The sequence below is a fragment of the Fructilactobacillus sp. X2R6C1 genome (assembly GCF_059901295.1).
The window spans coordinates 1-25,305 of sequence record NZ_JBWXUZ010000003.1 but is presented as its reverse complement, the minus strand read 5'-3'; the positions used below and the strand labels follow the sequence as shown (position 1 = coordinate 25,305).

Annotated in this window: 18 protein-coding genes; 5 read left to right on the top strand and 13 right to left on the bottom strand. The window is 42.1% G+C overall.

All coding sequences use genetic code 11. The features are described from left to right. Window positions 1–151: 151 nt before the first annotated feature. The 6 genes from AC6UDF_RS04035 to apf all read right to left on the bottom strand — a co-directional run bounded on the left by AC6UDF_RS04035 (window position 152) and on the right by apf (window position 7,027). On the bottom strand, window positions 152–2,536 hold the full coding sequence (locus tag AC6UDF_RS04035) for a hypothetical protein (protein WP_500723862.1): 2,385 nt from the start codon (window positions 2,534–2,536) through the stop codon (window positions 152–154). Between the two features lie 69 nt (window positions 2,537–2,605). Beyond that, window positions 2,606–3,574, bottom strand: a complete 969-nt coding sequence (locus tag AC6UDF_RS04030; protein ID WP_500694119.1) for a WxL protein host-binding domain-containing protein — start codon at window positions 3,572–3,574, stop codon at window positions 2,606–2,608. A 7-nt stretch (window positions 3,575–3,581) separates the two neighbouring features. Then, on the bottom strand, window positions 3,582–3,983 hold the full coding sequence (locus tag AC6UDF_RS04025; protein WP_500694120.1) for a hypothetical protein: 402 nt from the start codon (window positions 3,981–3,983) through the stop codon (window positions 3,582–3,584). 20 nt (window positions 3,984–4,003) lie between these two features. Beyond that, the gene (locus AC6UDF_RS04020; protein WP_500723860.1) at window positions 4,004–5,071 is read right to left on the bottom strand and encodes a DUF916 domain-containing protein; all 1,068 of its coding nucleotides are present in this window, start codon (window positions 5,069–5,071) and stop codon (window positions 4,004–4,006) included. A gap of 117 nt (window positions 5,072–5,188) precedes the next feature. Beyond that, a complete protein-coding gene (locus AC6UDF_RS04015) occupies window positions 5,189–5,869 on the bottom strand; it encodes a WxL domain-containing protein (RefSeq protein ID WP_500694122.1) in 681 nt (226 codons plus the stop codon). A 327-nt stretch (window positions 5,870–6,196) separates the two neighbouring features. Continuing rightward, window positions 6,197–7,027, bottom strand: a complete 831-nt coding sequence (apf, locus tag AC6UDF_RS04010) for an aggregation-promoting factor (RefSeq protein WP_500723858.1) — start codon at window positions 7,025–7,027, stop codon at window positions 6,197–6,199. 721 nt (window positions 7,028–7,748) lie between these two features. Between apf and zwf the strand changes: the two genes are divergently transcribed. The 5 genes from zwf to AC6UDF_RS03985 all read left to right on the top strand — a co-directional run bounded on the left by zwf (window position 7,749) and on the right by AC6UDF_RS03985 (window position 15,558). Then, window positions 7,749–9,224, top strand: a complete 1,476-nt coding sequence (gene zwf, locus AC6UDF_RS04005) for a glucose-6-phosphate dehydrogenase (RefSeq protein WP_500706762.1) — start codon at window positions 7,749–7,751, stop codon at window positions 9,222–9,224. Window positions 9,225–9,330: 106 nt separating this feature from the next. Further along, on the top strand, window positions 9,331–10,761 hold the full coding sequence (gnd, locus tag AC6UDF_RS04000; RefSeq protein ID WP_500694125.1) for an NADP-dependent phosphogluconate dehydrogenase: 1,431 nt from the start codon (window positions 9,331–9,333) through the stop codon (window positions 10,759–10,761). A 136-nt stretch (window positions 10,762–10,897) separates the two neighbouring features. After that, window positions 10,898–12,445, top strand: coding sequence for a multicopper oxidase family protein (locus AC6UDF_RS03995; protein ID WP_500723856.1), 1,548 nt, complete (start codon window positions 10,898–10,900; stop codon window positions 12,443–12,445). Window positions 12,446–12,755: 310 nt separating this feature from the next. Next, complete coding sequence (locus AC6UDF_RS03990; protein ID WP_500699561.1) at window positions 12,756–14,003, top strand: MFS transporter; 1,248 nt, start codon at window positions 12,756–12,758, stop codon at window positions 14,001–14,003. Between the two features lie 4 nt (window positions 14,004–14,007). Then, window positions 14,008–15,558 carry a bifunctional metallophosphatase/5'-nucleotidase gene (locus AC6UDF_RS03985; protein WP_500723854.1) on the top strand — a complete coding sequence of 517 codons (1,551 nt, stop codon included), beginning with the start codon at window positions 14,008–14,010 and terminating at the stop codon, window positions 15,556–15,558. Between the two features lie 30 nt (window positions 15,559–15,588). Here AC6UDF_RS03985 and AC6UDF_RS03980 read toward each other — a convergent pair whose 3' ends face one another. From AC6UDF_RS03980 to AC6UDF_RS03950, 7 genes are all read right to left on the bottom strand, one after another. Beyond that, window positions 15,589–16,350 (bottom strand): amino acid ABC transporter ATP-binding protein, encoded by a 762-nt coding sequence (locus AC6UDF_RS03980; RefSeq protein ID WP_500723851.1) that lies wholly within the window; start codon window positions 16,348–16,350, stop codon window positions 15,589–15,591. Beyond that, window positions 16,343–17,812 (bottom strand): ABC transporter substrate-binding protein/permease, encoded by a 1,470-nt coding sequence (locus tag AC6UDF_RS03975; protein ID WP_500723849.1) that lies wholly within the window; start codon window positions 17,810–17,812, stop codon window positions 16,343–16,345. The genes AC6UDF_RS03980 and AC6UDF_RS03975 overlap by 8 nt, the downstream gene beginning before the upstream one ends. A gap of 145 nt (window positions 17,813–17,957) precedes the next feature. Beyond that, window positions 17,958–19,334: an argininosuccinate lyase gene (gene argH / locus AC6UDF_RS03970; protein WP_500694131.1), complete on the bottom strand. Its 1,377-nt coding sequence runs from the start codon at window positions 19,332–19,334 to the stop codon at window positions 17,958–17,960. Continuing rightward, complete coding sequence (locus AC6UDF_RS03965) at window positions 19,331–20,557, bottom strand: argininosuccinate synthase (protein ID WP_500694132.1); 1,227 nt, start codon at window positions 20,555–20,557, stop codon at window positions 19,331–19,333. Before AC6UDF_RS03965 ends, argH begins: the two co-directional genes overlap by 4 nt. Window positions 20,558–20,653: 96 nt before the next feature. Continuing rightward, entirely contained in the window at window positions 20,654–22,117 is a 1,464-nt protein-coding gene (locus AC6UDF_RS03960) for an APC family permease (RefSeq protein ID WP_500694133.1), read from the bottom strand. An 18-nt stretch (window positions 22,118–22,135) separates the two neighbouring features. Further along, a complete protein-coding gene (locus tag AC6UDF_RS03955; protein ID WP_500694134.1) occupies window positions 22,136–23,467 on the bottom strand; it encodes an aspartate aminotransferase family protein in 1,332 nt (443 codons plus the stop codon). A gap of 377 nt (window positions 23,468–23,844) precedes the next feature. Next, window positions 23,845–25,131 carry a cation:dicarboxylate symporter family transporter gene (locus AC6UDF_RS03950; RefSeq protein ID WP_500694135.1) on the bottom strand — a complete coding sequence of 429 codons (1,287 nt, stop codon included), beginning with the start codon at window positions 25,129–25,131 and terminating at the stop codon, window positions 23,845–23,847. Window positions 25,132–25,305: the final 174 nt, after the last annotated feature.

The window sequence follows — 25,305 nt, the reverse complement described above, 5'->3', positions numbered from 1 at the left end:
CGCCATTATAGAGATTTTAAGCCCATCAGAAAAGCGTTTCACAATTACCAACGTTATGTTTAATTTACATGCAACAAAAAAGGCTATCAAGTCCTTGATAGCCTTTCGTTTGGCAAAATATCTCATAATCACGATCACTGATTGACCGTCTTTATGGCGTTCCACTATCTTTTGAACCATACTTGATGCTCCAATTAAGCGTAGCGTCATATCCTCCGGTACTACCGACGGCACTCCCACTCTGGTTCATCCTTAAATCAAGTCCTTGATTAGCATTCCATTTAATTGGAGTCGTAATCTTACCATCTTCCTTTTTCCCAGGATAGTTGTAAACCTGGACGTTGCCAGATCCTGGATTCAAAATGGTGGGTTGCTTGCTGTTTAAGGCAAAGTAAGCCAGTGAAAATGGTGAGCCGGGTCTTCCAATCTCATGTGGATTTTCAGGAGTATTCTCCTGAGAGATCCAGACACTGTACGGACTCTTAACACGACGGTCATCGGTTAAACTAGCAACCTCGTACCCTTTGTTGATGTCAATCGGGGTCTTTTTCTTGCCAAGGTTTCTTGGTTGCATGTACTGATCCTTAAAGAAGTAGTCATTTTGAAAGCCGTAGTCTAAATCCTGCGGTTGATTCAAAACAACCGATCCATTGTAGAAATTATAGGTCTCTTTTCGTCCTTGAAACTTAAGTGAATCCTGGTTGCGATCGGTTCCCGTCAATTCAGGGATTGAACTCATATTATCAGGATTATTGTCCCCAAGCTGAAGGTCAGCGGTAACATTAGTTACCTCTCGACCATTCATGTCTGGAAGATTCTTAATCGTAATCTTCTTAGCGTTCTTAAAGTTAGAGTTGGAGTCTTTCCCACTAATCTCATAATCGGTGGTGTCACTTACCGTATAATCACTATTACTAATTGGTTCTCCGTTAACATCAATGTTCTTGATGTCTTTAATACTTGGAACCACAAATGAATACGAACCATCTTTAAACTGCGTGCCTTCAATCATGTTATGAAGGGAAATCTTGTACTGGACCTCACTTCCGTCTTTGACGTTGGTCAGATTATTGGTCCAAGTATTACCACCGTCATTTGACATCTGGTTTTGTAAAATAACCCGTGGCTTAACGTTGTCGTACGGGTTATTCGACATTTCGACAGTCGCCTGACTTGACTTAACCACTCCGTCATCCGGTGCCGTAAAGTTACTTCCCTTAGCGGTTACCGTATTCTGCTTAGTATTAGGATCTGGATCAGTAATAATCGTTCGAAATCCAACCGAGTCAGGTTTCCCGTCATCGTCGATGGGTTCAATTCCGTTGGGGTATTCTGCCACGATTTGATCGTTATCGTCTAGACCACGCATCCCTAGATTGGTCATGTCATCCGTGACCTTAACGTTATCCCAGGTATTTCCTAAACCATTATCTTTGTAGTTATAGGTATCGACCTTATAAAGCATCACGTCTCCAACCTTAGCGTTAGTGACAAGGTCCTTAAATTCGCTCGGATCAATTTCCTTAATCATGTCATTTGCGGCACCGGTATCACTATCGTAGGGATTAATGTCCTTATACTTCCCCTCACGTTGAAGTGCACTTAAATCACAAACTAATTTTTTAACTCCAGGAATCTGAGGAATTTCGGTATTGGCAATGGCACTGACCATGTTCAACGCACCAGTTGCACCAGTAAATCCCCACCATGCGTAGTTACCTTGAAATTGGCTCAAAGGAACATTTTCAGTAGTGGTATGCTGATCAATTCCGTCAATTGAGTGACCAGACTTGGGATCATTATACGTAACGGTTGCGGTGGCATGATCCGACCTGGCGTTACTATCTGGTTGCCAGTCATTAGGCATCCACTTATAAGTCACCGGGATCCATGTTCCCTGATTAGCCGTTAAAGATGGCGTCTGACTATAATCATGGTGATTGATTCCAATATGATCTTTATCGTGCCAGTCAAATGGACCAGTGAATTCATTTGGGTAAATGAACGCCGTATGTGGAATCTTTCGCGGCAATTTATGGTCACTATAATCTCCGTTGTAGTATGGATCAAACTCAAACGATAAAGCATTGTGAATAAATTGGGTTCTCAAATATGCTTTTTTAGGATTAACATGATCATTGTCAATTGCCTTTGAAGCGGTTCGGACGTTTCCATATGAACCGAGTGATTCACCCGATGATCCGATGGCATTTGGATTGTCATTTTGCAGGGTAAAGGTCAGTCCATCAGCTAATGTTTTAACTTTTTTCGGGTTTTTCATATAAACGTAAAACTTAATTGTAAACGGTTTTTGTAAATCAACTTGGTTCTTCCACCACATGGTTTGAGCAGAATGATCATCACCAGTATTATCAGTTACCACCTGAACGTTGGGATATCTTTTTTGAACGCTTTCATTCGGTTGAATCCCAGCAAACATAAATTCGTCCATTGACGGACCTGATTCCGGTGGTGCAGGAATGTTATACGGATTATCTGGATCCGCCCTAACACTCATCATTGCGCCACAAATCATAAATACAGCAGTACAAACCACTCCTATTAATAGCTTATAAAGTACTTCTCTTTTTATTCTCATTTTTTCTCAATTCTTTTTATTTTTCTTTTTGTGATAGAACATCCGACAAATCCAAAAAATAATCCAAATTTCGATGGTCAAAAATACCGCAATTAAAACCGGTACGTATGACTCTACTTGGTTTGATAACTTTAGTGGGGTAAACGTCTTGTGCAATCGAACCGTTTGCTTGTCAGAATGGATCATAACATCCATTCGATACCTACCAGGTTGCAATTTTTGATAGGGAATTGTCCACACCAAAGGAGTATTCGGGGCAATACTGACATTCGAATATTCCTTTATCGTATCCACTTTTTCGTTATGAAAAACTTTGACTCGCACCCTCGCATGTTGAATCAGCTGTGGGTAATTATTCTTAATCGTAACTTTAAACGCATTTAATCCATCATAATTTCCACTCTCAATGTTTGAAATTTTTAAACGATCTAATTTCAATCCATCCTGTCCACTTAACGAAACTCCAATAACGTAACTGGCTAAACTGTTAACCTTCTCGTTTGAAACGGAAGGAACCACTCCAGTAGCAGTGATGCCAGCAAGTTCTGTTCCCATAACTCGTGAATTTGTCCTGATTTGGTAATTGACTACCTTACTTGCATCCGGAGCCAAATTCACTTCTCTTTTAAGTTTTCCAACAACTTGTCTAGAAACCGAATTCTGATCATTTTTAAGCACGCTTGGATTAGCGTATGAAATACTGCCACTCGACGTGGTCGTTGCATTATTCAGCGTTAACCTAATTTTAATGGGACGGTCTCCATGATTTTTCAAAAGAAGCGGAAGCTGGTATTCCCGATTCGGTTTAGCTTGAATCGCAAAATACTCTTTGCCCTTTTGAAGCGGGAGTCCACCCAAAACTGGCGTGGCAGAAAATGACGGGTAATCATCCGAATTGGCCTGGGAAGTCATTGGCACAAACAGTTCAATCAACAAAACTCCAACTAAAATTATAATTTTAATTAGTTTTCGCATTTGAATTTTATTTCGAATTCTTCAATTCTAATTTTTTAATGAAATGACGGTTTAATATAATCAGAAAAGCGATAAAGAGAAAAATCACTCCGGCTACCATTGTGCCCCATTTAAGCATTTGTCCTGTTTGAGGTAACGTACCTTGTTGCTCTCCACTAACAGCAATGGTTGGCGGAATTTTAGTGCCTTCTGATTCAGAGGGACCTGGGGTTTTATTAGACATATCTTCAGGTTGACCACCCTGTCCATTGGGTGCTGGGGTTACATTTCTACCAATTCGAATTGTGGTATTTGAATTAGATTCACTCTTCGCAAACGAAGCTGCATTCGCTTCTAACCCAACGGCTATTAAAATAGTTAATCCAGTTAACAGTACCATCCTTAAAAACTTAGAACATTGTATTCGCATTTGTACATCTCCCAACCTAGTTATTTAGATTGATCGTTTCTTTTATCAAGTTCTGCTTGCTGTGCGGCAATCAAATCCTTTTGTTTTTTGTGTTGACGGTACAAAACATAGCATAAGATCAAGATTAAGATTAACAAGATAATCAATAGGATGATCCACCACCAGTTTTTATTAGCATTATTAATTGCTGCCTGAGCAATTGAAATATGGAAATCTTTTTCAATATCCCACTTGTTTCCGTTAATGTCTGAAGCCTGCAAACTCAAATGATAATTACCGGGTAACAACGCATTTTTGCCAAAATTATTCATAAAATTAAAGTTGGAATTAGGCGCCATACTTAAGCCACTCTGGTTGGCCTTACTCAAGACTTTCTTTGGATTACTCTTTCGGTAAATCTTGTCTTTTAAATGCATTTGACTAACTGTCGTGGGCTTTTCGTTCGCTAACTTAGTATAAATCACCGGTTCATTAGATACCTTCCCCGGTTTAATGCCTTGAGCCGTAAGCTTTGGTTTAATGGTTTGATTAGTGTTGTCACGAAGATAGACGGGCATTGCTAAAGCAAACTTATTATTAACGCTGACCCCCCTTAATTTAGCTGCAGAAGGTGGTAATTGTGGACTAACGTACAGTCCACCCATGATGACACCTTGATAGGTCTTGTCAGGAGCTTTTACGTTAAAGTTAACGTTGGTTCCCTTATTAGGAGCTAAGTTAATCGTCTGCTCCTTGTCTCCTTGGACTAAATCCTTGAATTTATACTTCAAAGTTTTATCAGTCGGAAACTTATTAGTCGGATTGAGCGCAATGGCACCACCACCGGAAGTAAAAGCAGTTGTTGGTTCAATGCTAAAGGACTGGGGTGATTTGGATAAATTAACGATGCTCAAACTAATTTGTTGGGTTTGACCCGGCTTGGTTTGAACAAAGATCACTCCATCTTGCTTAATTTGATTCTTAGTGTAATTCGGTTTAACCGCAATTGATGGACCTTGGGCTGCATTTGTTTTTAAGGTTCCAAGTATCGGAATCATCAAAAGAATGGTTGCAACGGCAAGTAAAAACGGTAACCAGAATTTCTTCAACCTTGATAAAATTACAATCACGTCCTACTTAATTAATTTTCTAATTTACTAAAAAGAAGACAAACCGTACGTGGTCTGTCTTCTTGGTTATACAATACACACCCGTAAAGAGAACTATTAGTTAGTTGGGTTTTGTGGGCCTTGTGCGTTAAGAGTCCAAATAATTGGTGCGTTGTAATCAGCTGGAGTAACGTTAGCTGGCATGTTCAAACTAGCGTCAGTACTCTTTGAGTAGTCAACTGAAGTCGTTCCTAAACCTTGACCAGCATTAGCTGAAAGAACTTGGGAAGAATTGTCAGCTCCAGCATTCAACAATGGAGTATTTACTTGAGCGGCACTTCCAATGCTGTTTTTAACAGCGGTTTGGTTCAATTGAACACCCCAACCATTACCTGGTTGATCATTGAATTGACCTAAAGCAGCTGAAACAGTCCAACCAGCACCATTTGGTTGATCTTTGACGGTACGACCATCAACAACAACTAATTGTGGTTTACCATTACCTGTTTGGTTATCATGCAACGGAATCCCAAATTGTGGGTTACTGTTGTTGGCTGCTTCACCGAAGTTTAAATCTGGAACTTCTTGTAAAGTTAAGTATCCGGTTCTTACTTGAACGTGAGCTTTTGATTGTCCTTGTACTGAACCAGTAGTGTCATTAGGAGTTGCACTAGTGTCTGCTGGAAGATGAACAGGAGCAGCGTTTACATTAATGTTCTCAATGGCCATTGACAAACCTAAAACGGCTGCTAATGATGCCACACCTAAAACTAATTTCTTACCAATATTTGCTTCCATAAAAAACTACCTCCAAAAAATATATTATTTTATTGCTAATAAATTGTATGTTTGTAATGGTGATAAAGCACCACAGACACGCAATCTAATAACATCTTTCACAAAGACATTATACCATAGAATAAAATCCTTGTGCAATAAAAATAGGAAAAATTTCACAACACCCACTTCTTTTCACAATATCCTAATAGAATCCTGACTTCATGCAAAAGTCTACTATTAGTATAACTTATAAATTGATTACTTTTCAAGCTAAAAAAATCACGGTGACCTTTCGATCACCGTGACTTCAATTAATTCTTATTAATTAGTTAGTATAAATTTATCTTAGTACCAACCGTGTGATTGCCAGAATGATTGGGCACCTGACCATGAACCATAACGTGAAGTTACGTATTGGTTAGCAACTCGATCTTGGTTAGCAGCTGAGTAGTCACCATTTAAGTATGACTTAGATAATTGGTACTTACCGTAGTAGTTACCATTTGAAGCAGTGTATGAACCACCTGATTCACGTGCAGTGATCCAAGCTTTGGCTGCATCATCACCACCGTTGCTTGAGTAGTTAACGTTAGATGGTTTAACAGTGTTAGTTTGTACAGTGTAAGTTCTTTGGTTAGTTCGTGGTGCTGCTGGAGCTGGAGTACTCTTTTGAGCTGATGCTTGTACATTAGCCTTTGGTGATTGGGTTGGTTGAGTATTAGCTTGTTGTTGTGGAGCTGGGGCTTGTTGTACGGGAGCTTGAGCTTTTGGTGCTACTGGGGCTGGGGCTTGTACTTGAGCCTTTGGTGCTGGTTGAGCAGCAACTGGTTGTTGTACAGGTTGTGCAACCTTAGCAACTGGAGCTTTAACAGCTGGAGTAGTCTTTGGTGCTTGGTAACCAGTAGTTTGTGCTGGTTGTGATACAGCATTTGGAACAGTAACACCAGTTGGGATTACTAATCTTTGTCCAACTGAGATTTGGTCAACATTTTGTAAATGGTTAGCTTTGGCGATTTGGTTAGTAGAAACTTTGTATTGTTGAGCAATTTCTGAAACAGTGTCACCTGATTTAACTGTAACGTTTGTTGAAGCGTGGGTGGTGTTAGCACCTACTGCTAATAAACCTAATGCTGCGGCACTTGATAAAACTACGGCCTTGATACTTTTTGACTTCATAATAATAATCACTCCTAATCTAAATTTCTTAACTAATTTTCGTTTTCCGGTTTTCTGTTTTTTAAATTCGTTGATCTCCTGTATCAATCAACAATGTATATACTAAACGGAAAACATTACACACAAATAACACAGTGTTTAAAAAAATCGCCGATTTTTGTTATTTTGTAACATAAGTAACATGTTTTGCAACATAACCCTAAAAATCACCGGATTATTAAGTATTTCCTGTATCATTTTGTAATTTTTACTCGTTTTTTTGCCATATATTCCCTTCAATTTCTTCAAAATCACTTCAAAAAAAGGTTGACAACCTTATTTTTAGGTCAATTCAACCTAATTTTCCCTTTTTTGACCTGTTTCTACTATATTAATGTAACGATCATTAAATTCACATCATCACCGTTTCCCGCTTTGACTTTCCCACTACCATTTTATTTTTAACCATCGATTCTCCACTATTATGGTAGAAAACTTTTTTATGTCGTTTAAATTATAAGCCTTTTTTTACGGCCAACCACTTTATGACCTGTACCAATTTGGCAATCAAAAAATTATTTTGAACTATTTATAATGAAGAAATGCGTCAAGTTAGGGATACTTTAGATAGCGCTTTCATATGTGGAACAATAAGGAATAAACCACTTTTTTTGGTAGCAGTAGTGTTATATAATTGGTCTTGTATACGAATAACTATAATTATTAAAAGGAGTGAGTATTAATGGCAACTGCTAACCGTGCATTATTCATGCTTTTCGGTGGCACTGGTGACCTTGCTTTGCGAAAGTTATATCCAGCCTTATTTGAACTTTACAAAAAGGGCAGTATTGACAATCATTTTGCACTGCTTGGGTTAGCTAGACGACCCCACACCGATGAGGAATTTCAAAAAATGGTTTTGGATTCCATCTCGTCAGAAGCAGATAATCAAGAACAAGCTGAAGAGTTTGCTAGTCATTTTTACTTCAGATCTCATGATGTTACCAACGTGGAACATTATCAGGCCTTGAGTAAATTAGCCGACGAACTTGACAAGAAATACGAACTTAATGGTAATCGGATCTTTTATGTTTCAATGGCCCCAAGATTCTTTGGAATCGTTGCTAAAAATCTGAAGGAACAACACGTTCTTTCAGACAATGGTGGCTTTAACCGCTTGGTAATTGAAAAACCATTCGGTCGAGACTATGAATCTGCTGAAAAATTAAATGATGAATTAACCGCTGCGTTTAAGGAAGACCAAATCTTTCGCATCGATCATTATTTAGGCAAAGAAATGGTTCAAAGTATCCCAGTTATTCGATTCGGTAACCCCATCATCGATGCCGTTTGGAACCACAACTACATCGATAATGTCCAGATCACCCTATCCGAAAAACTTGGCGTAGAAGACCGTGCCGGATATTACGACACAGCTGGTGCTTTACGTGATATGATTCAAAACCATACCATGCAAATCATGACCCTCCTTGCAATGGATAAGCCAGAATCATTTGTTGATACTGACGTTCGTGCTACCAAGGTCAAAACCCTTGAAAGTATGAACTTCTATGATACTGAGGGTGTCAAAAAGAACTTTGTTCGTGGTCAATATGGAGCTGGTAGTGGTTCAGCCGCCTACCGTGACGAGCCAGACGTTCCACACGATTCTAATAATGATACCTTTGTTGCCGGAAAAGTAACTTACAATCTTTCTAGATGGGAGGGCACTCCTTTCTACGTTCGAACTGGTAAGAAGTTAAAAGCCAAAGCCACTAGAGTTGATATTGTCTTCAAAAAAGACATTAACAACATCTTCAGTAAAGCCGGTTTGCCAGATACTCTTAAAACCAACGTCCTCTCAATTTTAATTGACCCTCGTGGTGGAATTACATTGAGGGTCAACGTCAAGGACTCCAAACAAGGTTTCCATACCGAAACCATCGACCTTAGTTACCTACAAAATGATGCTCGGGCTTCAGAAGTTCCTCAACCATACGAGCGTCTTTTCCATGACATCTTAAATGGTGATCACACCAACTTTGCAAGCTGGCCAGAAGTTGCCGCCGCTTGGAAGTACGTTGACCCCATTCAGAAGTACTGGGACGAAACCAAACCTGATTTTCCTAATTACGAACCAGGCTCAATGGGACCAAAGGCAGCAGACGAGTTATTAGCTCGAGATGGTCACAGTTGGTACTTCCCTGCTGAAAAGTAAAGAAAGTGCTTACAAAATTTGAAGTTTCTATTTCACAATTCTAATGTGAAATGGTAAACTACTAGTGTAATGAATTAACATATATATTCGAAAAGGAAGGTATATTATGGCTGATAAAAAAGCAAACATTGGTGTTGTTGGTATGGCTGTTATGGGTAAGAACCTTGCCCTCAACATTGAAAGTCGCGGTTACACAGTTGCAATTTATAACCGTACTGCAAGTAAGACTGAACAAGTAATGAAGGATCACGGTGACAAACACTTGATTCCAAGTTACAACGTTAAGGATTTCGTTGAATCAATTCAAAAACCTCGTACGATCTTATTGATGGTTAAAGCTGGAAAGCCAACTGATGCCGTTATTGCTGAACTATTACCATTACTTGATAAGGGTGACACTCTTATTGACGGTGGTAACACTAACTTCCACGATACTATGGCTCGAAGTGAAAAACTTGCTAAGTCAGGTATTAACTTTATCGGAATGGGTGTTTCTGGTGGTGAACTTGGAGCCCTTAAAGGCCCTTCACTAATGCCCGGTGGTCAAAAAGAAGCCTACGACCGTGTTGCTCCAATCCTTGAAAAGATTGCTGCTAAGGCCGAAGATGGCGAACCATGTGTTGCTTACATTGGCCCTAACGGTGCTGGTCACTATGTAAAGATGGTCCACAACGGTATCGAATACGGTGACGAAGAATTAATCGATGAAACCTTCAACCTTTTGAGAAATGCTGCTGGTTACTCAGTTGATGACCTTGCTAAAATCTTCAAAGATTGGAACAAGGGTGAGTTAAACTCATACTTGATCGAAATCACCGCTGACATCTTGACTAGAAAAGATGACTTAGGAGACGACAAGAACAAGCCAATTGTTGACGCAATCTTAGACCGTGGTGCTAACAAGGGTACTGGTAAGTGGAGTTCAATCGATGCTTTAGACATCGGTGCTCCTCAATCAGTTATCACTGAATCAGTTTACGCTCGTTTCATCTCAATGATGAAAAAAGAACGAATGGCCGCTTCAAAGGTTCTTCATGGTCCTGCCAAAGAACCTAAGTTTAACAGCGACGAAATCGTTGAAAAGGCTCGCCAAGCATTATACTTCGGTAAAATCATGAGTTATGCTCAAGGTTTCGAACAAATGCGAATGGCCTCAGAACACTACGGTTGGGACTTGAAGTACGACCAATTAGCTAAGATTTGGCGTGCTGGATGCATTATCCGTGCCCAATTCCTTCAAAACATCACTGATGCCTTTGATAAGGATCCTAAGTTAACTAACTTGTTAATGGACCCATACTTCTCAGACATCGCTAACAAGTACCAAGACTCAGCTAGAGAAATCGTTTCGTTAGCTACTGAAGCAGGTATTCCTGTTCCATCATTATCAGCTGCCGTTTCATACTTCGACTCATACAGAGCTCAAGTACTTCCAGCTAACTTGCTTCAAGCACAACGTGATTACTTCGGTGCTCACACTTACGAACGTACTGACCGTCCAGGTAACTTCCATTACCCATGGTACAAAGAACAATAAAACAAACGTTTTAAAAAGATCGACTTTAATAGTCGATCTTTTTCTATGTTTTTAGCTAACAAACAAGCATTATAGTCTAAAAAGCTGTATTATGATGGTGTAGTAGATAGTTAAACAATTAGGGAGGAACAAGACAATGTCCGAACGAAAAGTATACAATGATTATTTCTATGATGAACCAGCTTTTAACACCCATGACGGTGGATACATTCCACTCAAGGTGCCTGATGTTCCAGAACACAAATTAAACATCCCCGAAATTTTAAAGCCCGACAAAGAAACCGATACCGACATGTGGTACACGGTGGATGCTCAACCAGGTGAAACTCAGATTTTACCCGGTGAAAAAACAAAGACTTGGGGTTACAACGCTAGTATTTTAGGTAAGACAATCATTTTAAAAGAGGGTAAACACATGCATGTGACCTTAAAAAATGACTTACCAGTTTTAACCACCTTTCATTGGCACGGACTAAATGTTTCCGGTCCATACGTTGACGGTGGTTGTCACGCACCAGTTTACCCTGGTGAAAGCAGTGAAATTGAGTTTACGGTGGATCAGCCTGCTGCCACATTGTGGTTGCATGCTCATCCATGTCCAGAAACTTCTGAACAAGTCTACAAGGGTCTTGCTACCCCAGTGGTTGTTCAAGACGACATTGAATCCAAGTTACCCTTCCCAAGAAATTACGGGGTCGATGACATTCCCGTTGTCCTACAAGACCGTCATTTCCACAAGGGTAACCAACTAAACTACAAAGAAGACTACGATCCAGACGGTGTTCAAGGTCCAACTGCCATGATTAATGGTACCGTGAACCCCTACTTTGACGTTACTACCCAACGAGTACGACTCAGATTCCTGGACGGCTCCAACCGTCGTGAATGGCGCCTTCACTTTGATGACGATCTGAAGTTCACTCAGATTGGTTCTGATGGCGGAATTCTCCCTGAACCAGTCGAGTTCACTCACCTCATGATGGTTTGTGCCGAACGTGATGAGGTCATCGTTGATTTCAGTGGTTATAAACCCGGTGATGAAGTTCAACTCTACTCCGACGACGTTCCCATCATGACGTTTAAGATTCATGAGTTTGCACCAGACAACACCAAGCTCCCAGATCACCTCGTTGACATGCCACCATTTGCCAAAATTGACAAGGATGCTCCCGTTCATAAGGCAGCTATGTCTGGAATGGACGAATCCGTTGAAATCAACGGTAAAAAGTTCGATATGCAACGAATCGATGATCGCCAAGAAGTCGGTAAAGAACGAATTTGGGAAGTATCTAATTCAAACGAAATGGATGGTGGGATGGTTCATCCTTACCACATGCACGGAACTCAATTCCGAGTACTTTCCAGAAACGGTGGTGACCCTTATCCAAACGAACACGGTTGGAAGGACACAATTGGGGTTAACCCCGGCGAAGTCGTTCGCTTGCAAGTTAAGTTCGACTTCCCTGGCGTTTACATGTATCACTGTCACATTACGGAACACGAAGACGGTGGCATGATGCTCCAAATCCAGGCTTATGACAAGAATGATCCACACAAGAAGTACAAGTTAATGAACATGGATACCCTACTAAACGCTCTTTCAAAAGAAGAGGGCATCCCAGTGAAGGAATTAGATATCCCAGCTATGAATTCATACAAAAAGATGGGAATCCACATGTGTTAATTAAAGATTGGAAAACAGCTGCAGTGATGCGGCTGTTTTTTTGTGGGTAAAATTATTTATGTAATTTATTAATGTTAAAAACAAGCATCATGATGCAAATTCATCCAATTATCATCTAATAATTACAAACTGGCTCCGTTGCATTTTATCAACTTTATGATAATATTAATTACAATATAGAGCTTTAAATGGTTCAGAGAAGCCACAAGCATAACATGTTATACATATAATGATTGAACGATTGTGTTCTCATGCTATTCTGTGCGGTGAATCTGGACCCTGCAGAATTAAATGGGAGGACAATTTTTTTATGCCAAAATTGACAAAGTATCAAAAGCGCATCACGTGGTCAACTGGGATTGGGTTCATTCTAGAACGAATGGACGCCATGTTTATGTCACTGGCACTGGCTTCAATCATCATTAGCTTAAACATCTCAAAGGCTCAGGGTGGCTTACTGCCAGCCATTACCGCCATCGGATCAATTTTCGGTGGGATTGGCTTTGGCGCAATCGCCGACCGTTATGGAAGGGTCAAAACCCTCTGCTGGACGATCATCATCTATGCCATTGGAACCGCCGGAATGGGACTTACCAACTCGTTCTGGATGCTATGTCTCTTTCGCATCATCATCGGAATCGGTAATTCTGGTGAGTATGGGATTGCGATTACCATGCTAAGTGAGGCCTTCTCAAAGAAATATCTTGGTCGCTTGTCGGCCGCTGCTGGAGTCTGCGGTCAGATTGGTTCAATTATTGCCTCCCTCCTATCTGCCTTTATTCTTCCCCACTTTGGTTGGCACGTCCTCTTCTTCATTGGGATCGTTCCCGTTATCTTAGCTTGGTTTATCAGATTTCACTTACCCGAGAGTAAAGAATTTACCGAGAACCGAAACGCCATTGAAAAAGATCCTAACCGTGATTTCAGCCACTGGACCGAATTATTCGCCACCCCGAAAGAATGCTTTCTAACGGTCAGAATCATGATTATGTTCATGATCCACATCGCCGGATATAACGGTCTCATTAGTTGGCTTCCCTCAATTGCTCAAGAAAGAATGCACATCTCAGTGGCCGGTTCCTCTCTCTGGATGATTGCGACCATCGTCGGCATGTCGCTGGGAATCATGTGTTTTGGAATCGTTCAAGATCACCTCGGCAGTCGCCTAGCATACGGCATCTGGCTACTAGCCGCCGCTGCCTCGGTCTTTTTGCTGATTATCGCTTCAAATAAGTTGGAATTTTTAATCGGTGGTGGAATCGTTGGTTTCTGTTCCGACGGGATGTATAGTGGTTATGGAACCATCGTCAGTAAGCTCTATCCCACCGAGATTCGGGCAACGGCCAACAACACCATCATGAGTATTGCCAAAAGTGTCGGCAGCTTTTCCACCGTCCTGATTGGATTCTTGATGGATCGCTTTAACCTCATGGCTGTGATCCTCTTTTTGAGCGGAATTTACCTCGTTAGCTTCGTAATCATGCTGTCAATCAAGGAATTAAAACACGAAAACAAGGCGCAAATCACTACATCAGAAAACACGGAAAAGGTGGCATAATAATTTGAAAGTCCGAATTTTATCAACCAGTGACGTGCATGGATACGTGTACCCCACTAACTATACAACCCGCAATAACCACGCTTCACTTGGCATGCTTCAGGCGGGTGCCATCATCAAGAAGGCTCAACAGGACGAAAAAGACGACGAAATTGTCGTAGCAATTGAAAATGGTGACTGGATTCAGGGATCACCATTTTCAACCTTTTTGTCAGAACAGGGCGTAGACAAACGTCGTCTTCTCAGTCAAATAACGGCTGACGTTGGATATGATGCTGCCACCCTGGGAAATCACGAGTTCAACTACGGCCAACAGTACATTAGGGACACTGAGAGTAAACGGAACTACCCCATTTTGAACGCCAACATTGAGGGTGCCATTTCTAACAAGATTGCCGATCAACCGTACGTAATTATTGAGAAAAAAGGCGTCAAGTTTGCCATTCTAGGACTAACGACCGCCTTTATTCCCAATTGGGAGCGTCCCAATAATATTCAAGGATTAAAATTTAATTCAGCACTAGCAACGGCTAAGCAGTATGTTCCCGAATTACGTCAAAGGGCTGACGTGGTCATTGTCGCCTACCATGGTGGGATTGAAGCCGATCCCAAAACTGGTCAGCCAACCGAAAAGGACACATCAGAAAACGAAGGCTACCGCATTGCGACGGAAGTCCCTGGAATTGATGCCCTCATTACGGGTCATCAGCACCGTCAGTTGGCGGGAAAAATTAATGGCGTTTCCTTCACTCAACCTGGAGTTCACGGCAGTGATGTCGGTGAAATTGACCTGGATTTAACTTCTAACAAACAGCTTGTTAGAAGTTCCAGTCATCTCATTTCAACGGCTCACACCCAACCAGACTATGACCTAATTCCCGATCATCAAATCGAAAGCGAGGTGGAAGACTGGCTGGATCAACCAGTCGGCCAGACCACGGGAGCAAGCATGCTGATTGACGATCCCATGAAGGTCCGAATGAACAATCATCCCTACATCGACTTTATCAATCGGGTGGAGATGGATGCAATGAACGTTGATATCGCCGGAACCGCCCTCTTCAACGATGATATTAAGGGCTTTCATCATGACATTTCAATGCGTGAAATCATCAACGGTTACAGTTACCCCAACACCATTATGGCCGAAAAAATTACCGGAGCGGATTTAAAGCGGGCCCTCGAAAAATGTGCCGAATTTTTCGCCATTCAAAACGGTAAGATTGTCATTGACCCCAAATTCATCACCCCCAAAATGCAACTATTCAACTACGACATCTACAGTGGAATTGACTACGAATTTGACATCTCCCAACCGGTTGGCAAACGGGTGGTTAAACTCAACTATCACGATCAGCCCGTTGCTTATAATCAGGAATTAAAGGTTGCGTTAAATAACTATCGGGCCATTGGTGGTGGCGACTATGACATGTTTAACGCCCAGAAGGTAATCAACGAAAGTCCAGACAGTGCCTCCGACTTAATTGTGCAGTATCTAAAAAGACACGACCCCTATGTCGCCACCATCCCGAATAATTTAACGGTCAGAAAATAAAAAGAGCTTCCGTTTGGAAGCTCTTTTAGTCTACTCATCTTCATTAATAATTTTATCGATAAATTCTTTAGTTCGTTGATTTTGGGGATGGTCAAAGAGCTGATCCGGTGTATTCTTTTCCTGGATGTAACCGTTCGCCATAAACCAGACTTCATCGGCTACCTTTTTCGCAAACCCCATCTCATGGGTCACCACTATCATCGTCATGCCCTCATTAGCCAGTCCTTGCATGACATGAAGCACTTCACCGACCATTTCAGGATCAAGTGCACTTGTCGGTTCATCAAATAACATAACTTGCGGATTCATGGCAAGTGCTCTAGCCATGGCAACCCTTTGGGCCTGTCCACCAGAGAGACTGGACGGATAAACATTGGCCTTCCCCTTTAATCCCACTCGGTCTAGTAATCTCAGTCCAATTGAAGCGGCCTCCTGATCTCTGACGTGTTTCACTTTTTTAGGAGCCAGCTTTAAATTTTCTAAGACGGTCATGTTAGGAAAAAGATTAAAGCTTTGAAACACCATCCCAATCCGTTCACCCAAAGTAGCAACCTCTTTGTGGTTGAACCTGGTAAGATCCTTTCCATCAAAGATAATTTGTCCACTGGTGGGTTCTTCCAACATGTTCAGACACCGCAAAAAGGTACTCTTACCAGAACCAGAGGGACCAATCACACAGATGACCTGGCCCGTTTTAATGGTTCCGTCGATGCCTTTTAAGACCTCATTTGCTCCAAAATCTTTTTTCAAATCGTTGACTTGAATCAACGCTTCATTATCAGTTTTAGTCATGGTTCATCCTTCTTTCAAAGTAGTTCAGCACCCTTGACAACGAGAACGAGAGGATAAAGTAGAGAATCATTGCGACGGCAATTGGTGCCACTCCTCTGTAAGTGTCAGCCCGAACGATGTTTAGTTCGTACACGATTTCTGTTACTCCAATGATTGAAACGATGGAACTGTCCTTGATAATGGTGATAAATTCATTTCCAAGGGCGGGCCAAATGTTCTTAAAGGCCTGGGGCAAAATAACCGATGCCATCATGTCTTTTTTAGAAAGCCCCAGACTTCTCGATGCTTCTGACTGCCCCTTGTCAACGGCGTTAATCCCACCTCTGATAATCTCACTGACATAAGCACCACTGTTTAAGGAAACGGCAATAATGCCGGCGGTTAACGCGGGAATGTTAACCAGGACGCCTAAACCGAAGTAGACGAACAGGACCTGTACCATCATAGGTGTTCCTCTGACAAACTCGGTGTAGGCGACTGACGGCCAGCTCAAGAACTTGTATTTCGAGAGTCTCATCAGTACCAAGATGATGCCAAGAATGATGCCGAAGAAGACGGAAACGACTGAAATAATTAAAGTATACTCAACCCCAGTAGCGAAGTATTTCCAGTAGTGCCACATTGACGTGTTGTGGGTATTAACCTTCATGTGCTTCCCGGCATCCTTTAAGTATTGTGGAATCAGTTTCTTTTGGTGAATCTGATCAATACTTTGATTGACGGCGCTTACAAGGGACGTGTTACCCTTCTTAAACGCAATGGCAGTCCCAACGTCGTTTTTATTTAATTTGTACCCCGAATCAACGGCCTTTAGGGCATGATCGTTTGCGACATAGGCTTGAGCCACCGGCTTTTCAACCCCGACGGCAGCAACCTTGTGGGTCTTAAGTGCCAGAACTAAATCTGGTGTCTTGTCCATCCCAACTACGTGCGCGTTGGGAATATACTTTTTAGCTAAACTTTGTTGCAGGGTCCCGGTCTGGGTTCCAACCTTTTGCCCCTTTAAACTATTTTTGTTTTTAATTTTGCCGGCATCATTTTTGTTGATGAGAAAATCCTGTCCACCGCTATAGTAAATCTTGGAGAAATCAGCATTCTGCTTCCGTTCGGGAGTCGGATTAATTCCGCCAATTGCCATGTCAATCTTACCCGACTGAACGGCTACCAACAGGGAATCAAAACTCATATTCTTAATCTTTAACTTAACGTGTAAATTTTTCGCAATCTGTTTGGCAATGTCAATATCAAGTCCGACATCGTCCTGTTTCCCATTCCTATTAACCTGAAACTCAAACGGAGGGTAATCCGGAGCGGTTCCAACCGTCAGTGTGCCTGATTGCTTGACTCGGTTCAATGATTGGTCATCCGCGTGTGCTGGTCGTCGTGTTAACAAGGTACCCATTCCAACAATGACAACGACTAACAACAACTGCATGACCGTCTTTAACTTCGACTTACTCATTGAACTTCATCTCCTTAACAATTTCTTAATTAATTTTTCAAAGTGTACCACCTGTGAAATGAAAAGCAAATCTAATTTAAGAAAATTTGCTACCAGAGAACACAAAAAGACTGAAGCCATGCGGCTTCAGTCTTTTTTGCTTTTTTTATTTTAATTCAGCTTTAGCCTTGTCAATCTGCGCTCTGACCTGCTTAAACCCGGTTCCACCTTCGGAGTTACGGCGCTTTACGGCCACTTCTGGATCAAGTTCATGATAGACATCGTCCTGGATTACAGATGAGGCTTTCTGTAACTCTTTTAAACTCATGTCCTGTAAGTCACGGTGCGTCTGAATGCAGTTTAAGACTAATTTACCAACAATTCCGTGGGCCTCACGAAACGGAACCCCCTTGGCCGCCAAGTAGTCGGCCAGCTCGGTTGCGTTTGATAAATCATGCTTGGTACTATCACGCATCTTGTCCTTATTGATCTTTAGGGTGGAGAGCATCCCGTTGAACACCTTGAGTGCCGGCAAGACGGTCTTAACCGCATCAAAGACCCCTTCTTTGTCTTCCTGTAAGTCTTTATTATAGGCCAATGGCAGTGATTTCATGGTTGACAGAAGTCCCATCAAGTCACCATACACGCGCCCGGTCTTTCCCCGAATCAGTTCGGCCATGTCTGGATTTTTCTTCTGCGGCATGATTGAACTACCAGTCGAATACTCGTCACTGATTTCTAAGTACTGAAACTCATAACTAACCCACATACTAATCTCTTCACAGAAACGGGACAGATGCATCATCAAGATGGAACAGTTACTCAGAAATTCCAGGGCAAAGTCACGGTCAGAAACAGCGTCTAACGAATTGGCATAGACCTCATCAAAGCCAAGTTCTTGGGCAGTAAACTGCCGGTCAATGGGAAACGTGGTCCCAGCAAGAGCCGCCGCTCCCAGTGGCAGCATGTCCGTGTGCTTCTCATTAAACTCAAAACGTTCCTTGTCCCGCTTCAACATCTGGTAGTACGCCATCAAGTAGTGGCCGTACGAGATGGGCTGGGCATGCTGAAGGTGCGTATAACCCGGCATGATGGTTTCCACGTTTTCATCCGCCATCTTCACCAACGTCTTCTGTAAAATCGTAATCTCGTCAATGATTTTGGGAAGCCGCTTTTTTAGGTATAAATGAAAATCCGTTGCCACCTGATCGTTTCTGGAACGCGCCGTGTGAAGCTTTCCGGCTACCGGACCAATCCGATCGGTGAGGATCTTTTCAATATTCATATGAATATCTTCATTTGCTTTGGAGAACTTAATTTTACCAGCGTGCAAATCGGTTTGAATGCCCTCTAAGCCACTGACAATCTGTTTAACGTCGTCAGCGGGAAGAATGCCAGTCTTTTCTAGCATTTTTACGTGAGCCAGCGATCCCTCAATATCCTCGTCAGCCATTAACTGGTCAAAAGAGATTGACGAACCAAAATTATCAACCGATTCATCAGGTTGCTCGGTAAAGCGGCCACCCCATAGTTTATCGCTCATTTACTTTTGTCCTTTTGCTTTTGATTTTTAATCTGAACCTGGGAGTTCACCTTCGTTGGAAGACCCCACAATTTGATAAAGCCCTTGGAAGCCACCTGGTCGAATGAATCCGATGAGGTGTAGGTAGCAAGATCCTTATCATACAGCGAGTTCTCTGACTTCCTACCAAGGACGGTGACGTTACCCTTAAATAACTTAACTCTGACCACCCCACTGACGTGTTTCTGCGAATCCTTCAAAAAGGCCTGAAGTGACTCCATTAGTGGTGAGAACCAGAGTCCGTCGTAGATGACCTCACTGATTTCGTTTTCAACAATGGGCTTGAAGTGTGCCAAGCCTCTTTCAAAGGTCAAATCTTCGAGTTCCTTGTGAGCTTTAAGGAGCACCGTTGCCCCAGGAGTCTCATAGACTTCTCTGGATTTGATTCCAACTAACCGATTCTCAATGTGGTCAATTCGACCGATTCCATTTTCACCGGCAATCGTATTTAACTCCTTGATGATATCAGCGAATTTCATGGGCTTGCCGTTCAACGCAACTGGAAGACCTTTTTTAAACGTAATTTCTAGTTCGGTTGGTTCATCGGGCGTTTCTTCAACCGGTTTGGTCATATCAAAGGCATCTTCTGGAGCGCTAACCCATGGATCTTCTAAGACCCCGGCTTCGTTAGCACGACCCCAGATATTACTGTCAATTGAATATGGTGAATCTAAATCAATTGGGATATCAATATTGTGATCCTTAGCGTACTCAATCTCGTCTTCTCTAGACCAGTGCCAGTCACGAACTGGACTTAACACGTCTATGTCGGGAGCAAGGGCATGAATAGCAACTTCAAATCGGACCTGATCGTTTCCTTTTCCAGTACAACCATGAGCGATCGCATCGGCGCCTTCGTTCTTTGCGACCTCAACCAATTTCTTTACAATCAAAGGTCTTGATAAAGCAGAAACAAGCGGATACGATCCTTCGTACATGGCGTTGGCCTGTAAGTCGACTGAAGCATACTCATCAGCGAATTCATCTTGAGCGTCAATGACGTATGAGCGGACGGCACCCACCTTTAGCGCTTTATTTTTAATGAATTCTGGGTCCTTGTTTTCGCCAACGTTGATGCAGGTTGCAATGACGTCATAACCTTTATCAGTCAACCAAGCGATCGCAACTGAAGTATCAAGACCACCAGAATATGCTAGAACAACTTTCTTCCTTTTATCTGACATTACTAATTCACCCTTTTCTTTTAAGATTGTTCTAAGAGTACTACGCGAATATTGATTTTTCAACCACCTTTGGGATAAAAGTCACATATTCAACACTTAAAGGTTCTCGTCAATCTCTTGATCATCACTGTCGGGAATCTTGGAGTCGGCGTGACGCATGCCATAAACGAAGTAAATAATGACACCCAACAGGAACCAAACGACCGCATAAATTTTAGCCTGAATATCGAGTCCCATAAAGACAGCGAGGGAACCCAAAAAGCCTAATGCGGGTAAGATTGGATAAAAAGGAATCCGGTAAGCCGCCTTGGGGAGGGTTTTCCCTTCGCGTCTTCTGAGTGGATACATGGACAGTGAGACCGCCATGAAGGCAATTAACGTCCCAGCTGAAATCAATTGGGCGAGGAAGGTAAACGGAAAAATGGCCCCCAGAATGATTCCAATGATGGTGATGATCCAGAGCGCATTACTTGGAATCTTTTTTTGATTCAGTTTGCCAACGGCCTTGGGCAACATTTTGTCACGGCCAAAGGAATAGATTAAACGGGAACCAGCCATCATCATTCCAATTAAAGCCACTAACATCCCGGCAACCGCCACGGCCTGAACGACGGTGGCAACGATGGTGTGACCACTTTGTCGAAGCGCCCACCCCACTGGTTCGGCGTTGTTAGTATACATGGTGTACTTAAACATCCCTACCAACACTAGTGAAACACAAATAAAGAAAATCGTAGCGATTACTAACGAACCGATGATGCCACGTGGCATGGTTTTTTGGGGATTCTTAGCTTCACCAGAGTTAGAGGCAATGGAATCAAACCCAATGTAGGAGAGAAAAATCGTTGAAATTCCAGCGTAGATCCCTTGCCAGCCACCAAAGACCGTTCCATCAGGATTCGGATGACTTTTCGGGAAGAACGGAACGTAGTTTTGGGCTTTGATAGCGGTCGCCCCAACCACGATAAAGGCAACGATTGCCAGCAGTTTCAACACTACCAACACGTTTGAAATTCGAGTTGTTTGTCGGTCACCACGCATCAAGATGTAAGTGACAAGTGCCAACACTAAAACGGCAATAATATCAATTACCCCTCCGTTAGTACCAAGTGGGGAAGAAATTGCCTTCGGTAGCGTAATTCCAAGCGGCGAGATTAGTCCTTGGACGTTTGATGAGAGTCCAGCGGCAACAAAGGCCACGGCGATTAGGTATTCCGCTAGTAGCGCCCAGCCAACGATCCAGCCCCAAAATTTACCAAACAGGACTGAGATCCACGAATAAGCAGAGCCGGCAAAGGGCAAGACGGACGCCATTTCAGCGTAATTCATTGCTACGAGGCCAGCTACTAGTGCTGCTAGGATGAACGAAATGACAACGGCCGGACCGGTGTACTTGGCTGCTACAATCCCAGGTAAGGTGAAAATTGACGTTGAAAGGATGGTTCCAAGGCCAAGGGCGAGGAAGTCCTTGACGGTCATGGTTTTTTCCAAGTGTTTATCTTTAGATATATAGAAATGAAAATCAACTTTTTCATTCATCTTGTGCCAAATATTTTTCATGCTTCAAACTCCTTTTGATTACCAACCCATATTTGCGGGTGATTTAGTTAATTTTCCGTCATTTAATTCTTGCATTGCCTGCTCAATCATTGAAAAGGCTTTTTGTAAATCGGTTTCTTTAATTACCAACGGTGGTTGGAAACGTAAAACATTGCCACGGACGGTAATCATGATGGCCCCTAACTCAAAAATCCGATAAATTAGTTTGTTGGCAGTATTACCATCTGGTTTCTTGGTCTGAGGGTCAACAATGTCAATTCCACCGTTTAATCCATACATCCGAACGTCCCCAATAAAGGGAAACCGGTTTTGCATTTGCTTAAAGAATTGATTGGCCTGTTTGCCTAATCTTGCGCTTCGTTCTACCAAGTGTTCGTTTTCAATGACGTCTAGAGTAGCGTTAGCAGCGGCCGCCGACACTGGATTACCAGCCGTCGTAAAGGTATTCCCAGGTGCATCCAAGGCATCCATAATTTCTTTTCGACCCGCAACGGCACTGAGCGGCAATCCGGATGCAATTGACTTTCCAATCGCAACTAAATCTGGATGAATATCCTTAAAATAATCAATTGACCACATCTTCCCACTTCGTCCGAGTCCTTGATTAACCTCATCTACGGCAAATAGGATGCCATGATCCTTGGCGAATCGATACACCCGATTTAAAAAACGTTCTGGTGCTTTAATAAAACCACCATCACCTTGAATGGCTTCGATCTCAATGACCGCCGTCTCTTCAGCTGGTAAATAAGTCTCAAATGGCAACTTAAAGGCCTCAAACATCCGATCACTGAATTCATCATCATTTTCACCCTTTAGACGATTCCATGGACTTGGATAGGGAACCTTAACTACACCAGGTAAGAGTGGCCCAATTTTGCGTGACATGTTGAGACTAACTGCCGAAGTACTAATCGATCCATACGTAGAACCATGATAAGCACCGGTAAAACTCACAATGTATTGACGGCCCGTGAATGCTCTCGCAAATTTAATGATCGCATCATTCGCGTCAGACCCAGAATTACCAAAGGCCACTTTAGTTTGCCCGTCAATTGGAGCCAATTCAGCTAATCGTGGCGCTAACTTAGCTTCTTCAGAAGTCGCAAAATAGGCTGGAGTGTATTGAATCAACCGGCTAGCTTGATCTGAAATGGCTTTGACAACTTTCTGATGACAATGTCCAGTATTAGTTGATGAAGCACTGGATAAGAGGTCAATGTAACTGCGTCCATCTTCGTCCGTTAAAATGGCTCCGGCCCCTGATTTAATTACAATATCAAAATATTTAATTCGTGCCGCCTTTGAATAAGCCCGCTGTTCGTGATCCAGCGTTTCTTTATTTGTCATTTCAAACCCTCCTTAAACTATTTATTAAAGTTAACTTCTTGAAAATAAAAAAGTCCCCCAGTTCACATAACTGGAGGACATTACCTACTTACCCCCGCAGTTACCAACAAAACTGTGAGGACTTAAAGAAGAAGTTAGCTCTGACTTAAAGGCATCTTATTATCCACACAATTTTTAATCATCACTGTGACTAAAATGAATAATAAAATGCTAATCATGGAAACTACGGGTGCCGTCATCGCTAAAACTTCCTTTCATTAGTTTCACTGATTGTAAATTGAAACGACCAATCCTGTCAATGCTTTTTTATCAATTTCTTAACAAACGACAAAATAAAAACTGAAGCCAGCTTAAATGTCCAACTTCAGCTTTAACGATTATGCTTTTTTTGATTTAACTTGTTTGACATAACTATTCGCTTGCTTCCGGTTAAATTCATGTTCAGAACTTCCAATTACAACCGTCGCAAGTGAATTGCCGACCACGTTGACTGCCGTCCGACCCATATCAATGAACCGATCGATGCCGGCGATGAAGGTCAAACCAGACATGGGAACGCCAATCGTTGAAATAGTGGCAAGCAGAACAACAAAGGAGGCCCCTGGAACTCCAGCCATTCCTTTTGAAGTGATCATCAATACAATCAGTAAGGTGACCTGCTGTCCAATCGATAAGTGAATGTTATAAGCTTGAGCAAGAAAAAGAGCCGCCAGTGACTGATAGATTGCCGAACCGTCAAGATTAAAGGTGTACCCAGTTGGGATAACGAACGAAACGATTGATGGACTAACGCCAAAGTGATCCATTTTTTGAATCATCTTAGGTAGAACCGCCTCAGAGCTGGCAGTCGAAAAGGCTAAAACAATTTCATTCTTGATAACCGCCAAAAGGTCCGAGAGTTTGAAATGACAGAGGCGAGCCACGACTCCCATTACTACCAGAACGAAAACAAGCATAGTGAGGTAAACTAAGAAAACAAAATAACCTAACGGTAACAGGGCCTTAATTCCTAGTTCGGCCAAGGTGACCCCAATTAGGGCACAAACTCCAATTGGAGCTAGGTGCATGACCCAATTTGTAATTTTAAACATAACTTCTGAGACCGCACTCATGAAGTTAATAATGATTTGTCCCTTTTCACCGATGGCTGCGGTTCCTAAACCAAAGAAGACCGAAAAAACAATGATGGGCATCATATCACCCTTGCTTAATGACGCAAAGATGTTAGTAGGAATTAAGTTCATGATCATGGACCAGATTCCTGTATTTTTGGATTGCTTGGCAGTCGCTATGTATTGACTAATGTCCGTCGATCCATGCATTTGATGAACATTAATGTAAGTTCCGGGATGAGTGATGTTAGCGACTAAGAGACCCAAAATAATAGCAACCGTGGTCATTAATTCGAAGTAAACCAGCGTCTTTACCCCAATTCGTCCGACCTTTTTGATGTCACCCATTCCGGCAATCCCAACCGTTAAACAAGAAACCACAATTGGTAAAACAATCATTTGAATTAGGCTAATAAACATAGTCCCAATGTTTTGCATTACATTAATGGCATCTTTATTCTGATAAAAAATAACACCTAAGATAATCCCTAAGAACAAGCCAAATACAATTTGCCAACCGAGTGAAAAACGATACCAGCGTTGTTTTTTCATAAAATCACTACCCTTATGACTTAATTGTTGGTAATTATACACCTAATTTACGGCACAAAAAAAGAGTTCCTAACCAAATGGTTAAAAACTCTGGGTTGCGTGGCAACGTCCTACCCTTGCAGGGGGCGATCCCCCAACTACTCTTGGCGTGCTGAAGCTTAACTTCTGTGTTCG

Excerpts from the sequence above, each read along its gene's own strand:
- AC6UDF_RS04035 (WP_500723862.1), bottom strand. The coding sequence starts at position 2,536 with ATGATTTGTGGCGCAATGATGAGTGTTAGGGCGGATCCAGATAATCCG.
- AC6UDF_RS04030 (WP_500694119.1), bottom strand. The coding sequence starts at position 3,574 with ATGCGAAAACTAATTAAAATTATAATTTTAGTTGGAGTTTTGTTGATT.
- AC6UDF_RS04025 (WP_500694120.1), bottom strand. The coding sequence starts at position 3,983 with ATGCGAATACAATGTTCTAAGTTTTTAAGGATGGTACTGTTAACTGGA.
- AC6UDF_RS04015 (WP_500694122.1), bottom strand. The coding sequence starts at position 5,869 with ATGGAAGCAAATATTGGTAAGAAATTAGTTTTAGGTGTGGCATCATTA.
- apf (WP_500723858.1), bottom strand. The coding sequence starts at position 7,027 with ATGAAGTCAAAAAGTATCAAGGCCGTAGTTTTATCAAGTGCCGCAGCA.
- zwf (WP_500706762.1), top strand. The coding sequence starts at position 7,749 with ATGGCAACTGCTAACCGTGCATTATTCATGCTTTTCGGTGGCACTGGT.
- gnd (WP_500694125.1), top strand. The coding sequence starts at position 9,331 with ATGGCTGATAAAAAAGCAAACATTGGTGTTGTTGGTATGGCTGTTATG.
- AC6UDF_RS03995 (WP_500723856.1), top strand. The coding sequence starts at position 10,898 with ATGTCCGAACGAAAAGTATACAATGATTATTTCTATGATGAACCAGCT.
- AC6UDF_RS03990 (WP_500699561.1), top strand. The coding sequence starts at position 12,756 with ATGCCAAAATTGACAAAGTATCAAAAGCGCATCACGTGGTCAACTGGG.
- AC6UDF_RS03980 (WP_500723851.1), bottom strand. The coding sequence starts at position 16,350 with ATGACTAAAACTGATAATGAAGCGTTGATTCAAGTCAACGATTTGAAA.
- AC6UDF_RS03975 (WP_500723849.1), bottom strand. The coding sequence starts at position 17,812 with ATGAGTAAGTCGAAGTTAAAGACGGTCATGCAGTTGTTGTTAGTCGTT.
- argH (WP_500694131.1), bottom strand. The coding sequence starts at position 19,334 with ATGAGCGATAAACTATGGGGTGGCCGCTTTACCGAGCAACCTGATGAA.
- AC6UDF_RS03965 (WP_500694132.1), bottom strand. The coding sequence starts at position 20,557 with ATGTCAGATAAAAGGAAGAAAGTTGTTCTAGCATATTCTGGTGGTCTT.
- AC6UDF_RS03960 (WP_500694133.1), bottom strand. The coding sequence starts at position 22,117 with ATGAAAAATATTTGGCACAAGATGAATGAAAAAGTTGATTTTCATTTC.
- AC6UDF_RS03955 (WP_500694134.1), bottom strand. The coding sequence starts at position 23,467 with ATGACAAATAAAGAAACGCTGGATCACGAACAGCGGGCTTATTCAAAG.
- AC6UDF_RS03950 (WP_500694135.1), bottom strand. The coding sequence starts at position 25,131 with ATGAAAAAACAACGCTGGTATCGTTTTTCACTCGGTTGGCAAATTGTA.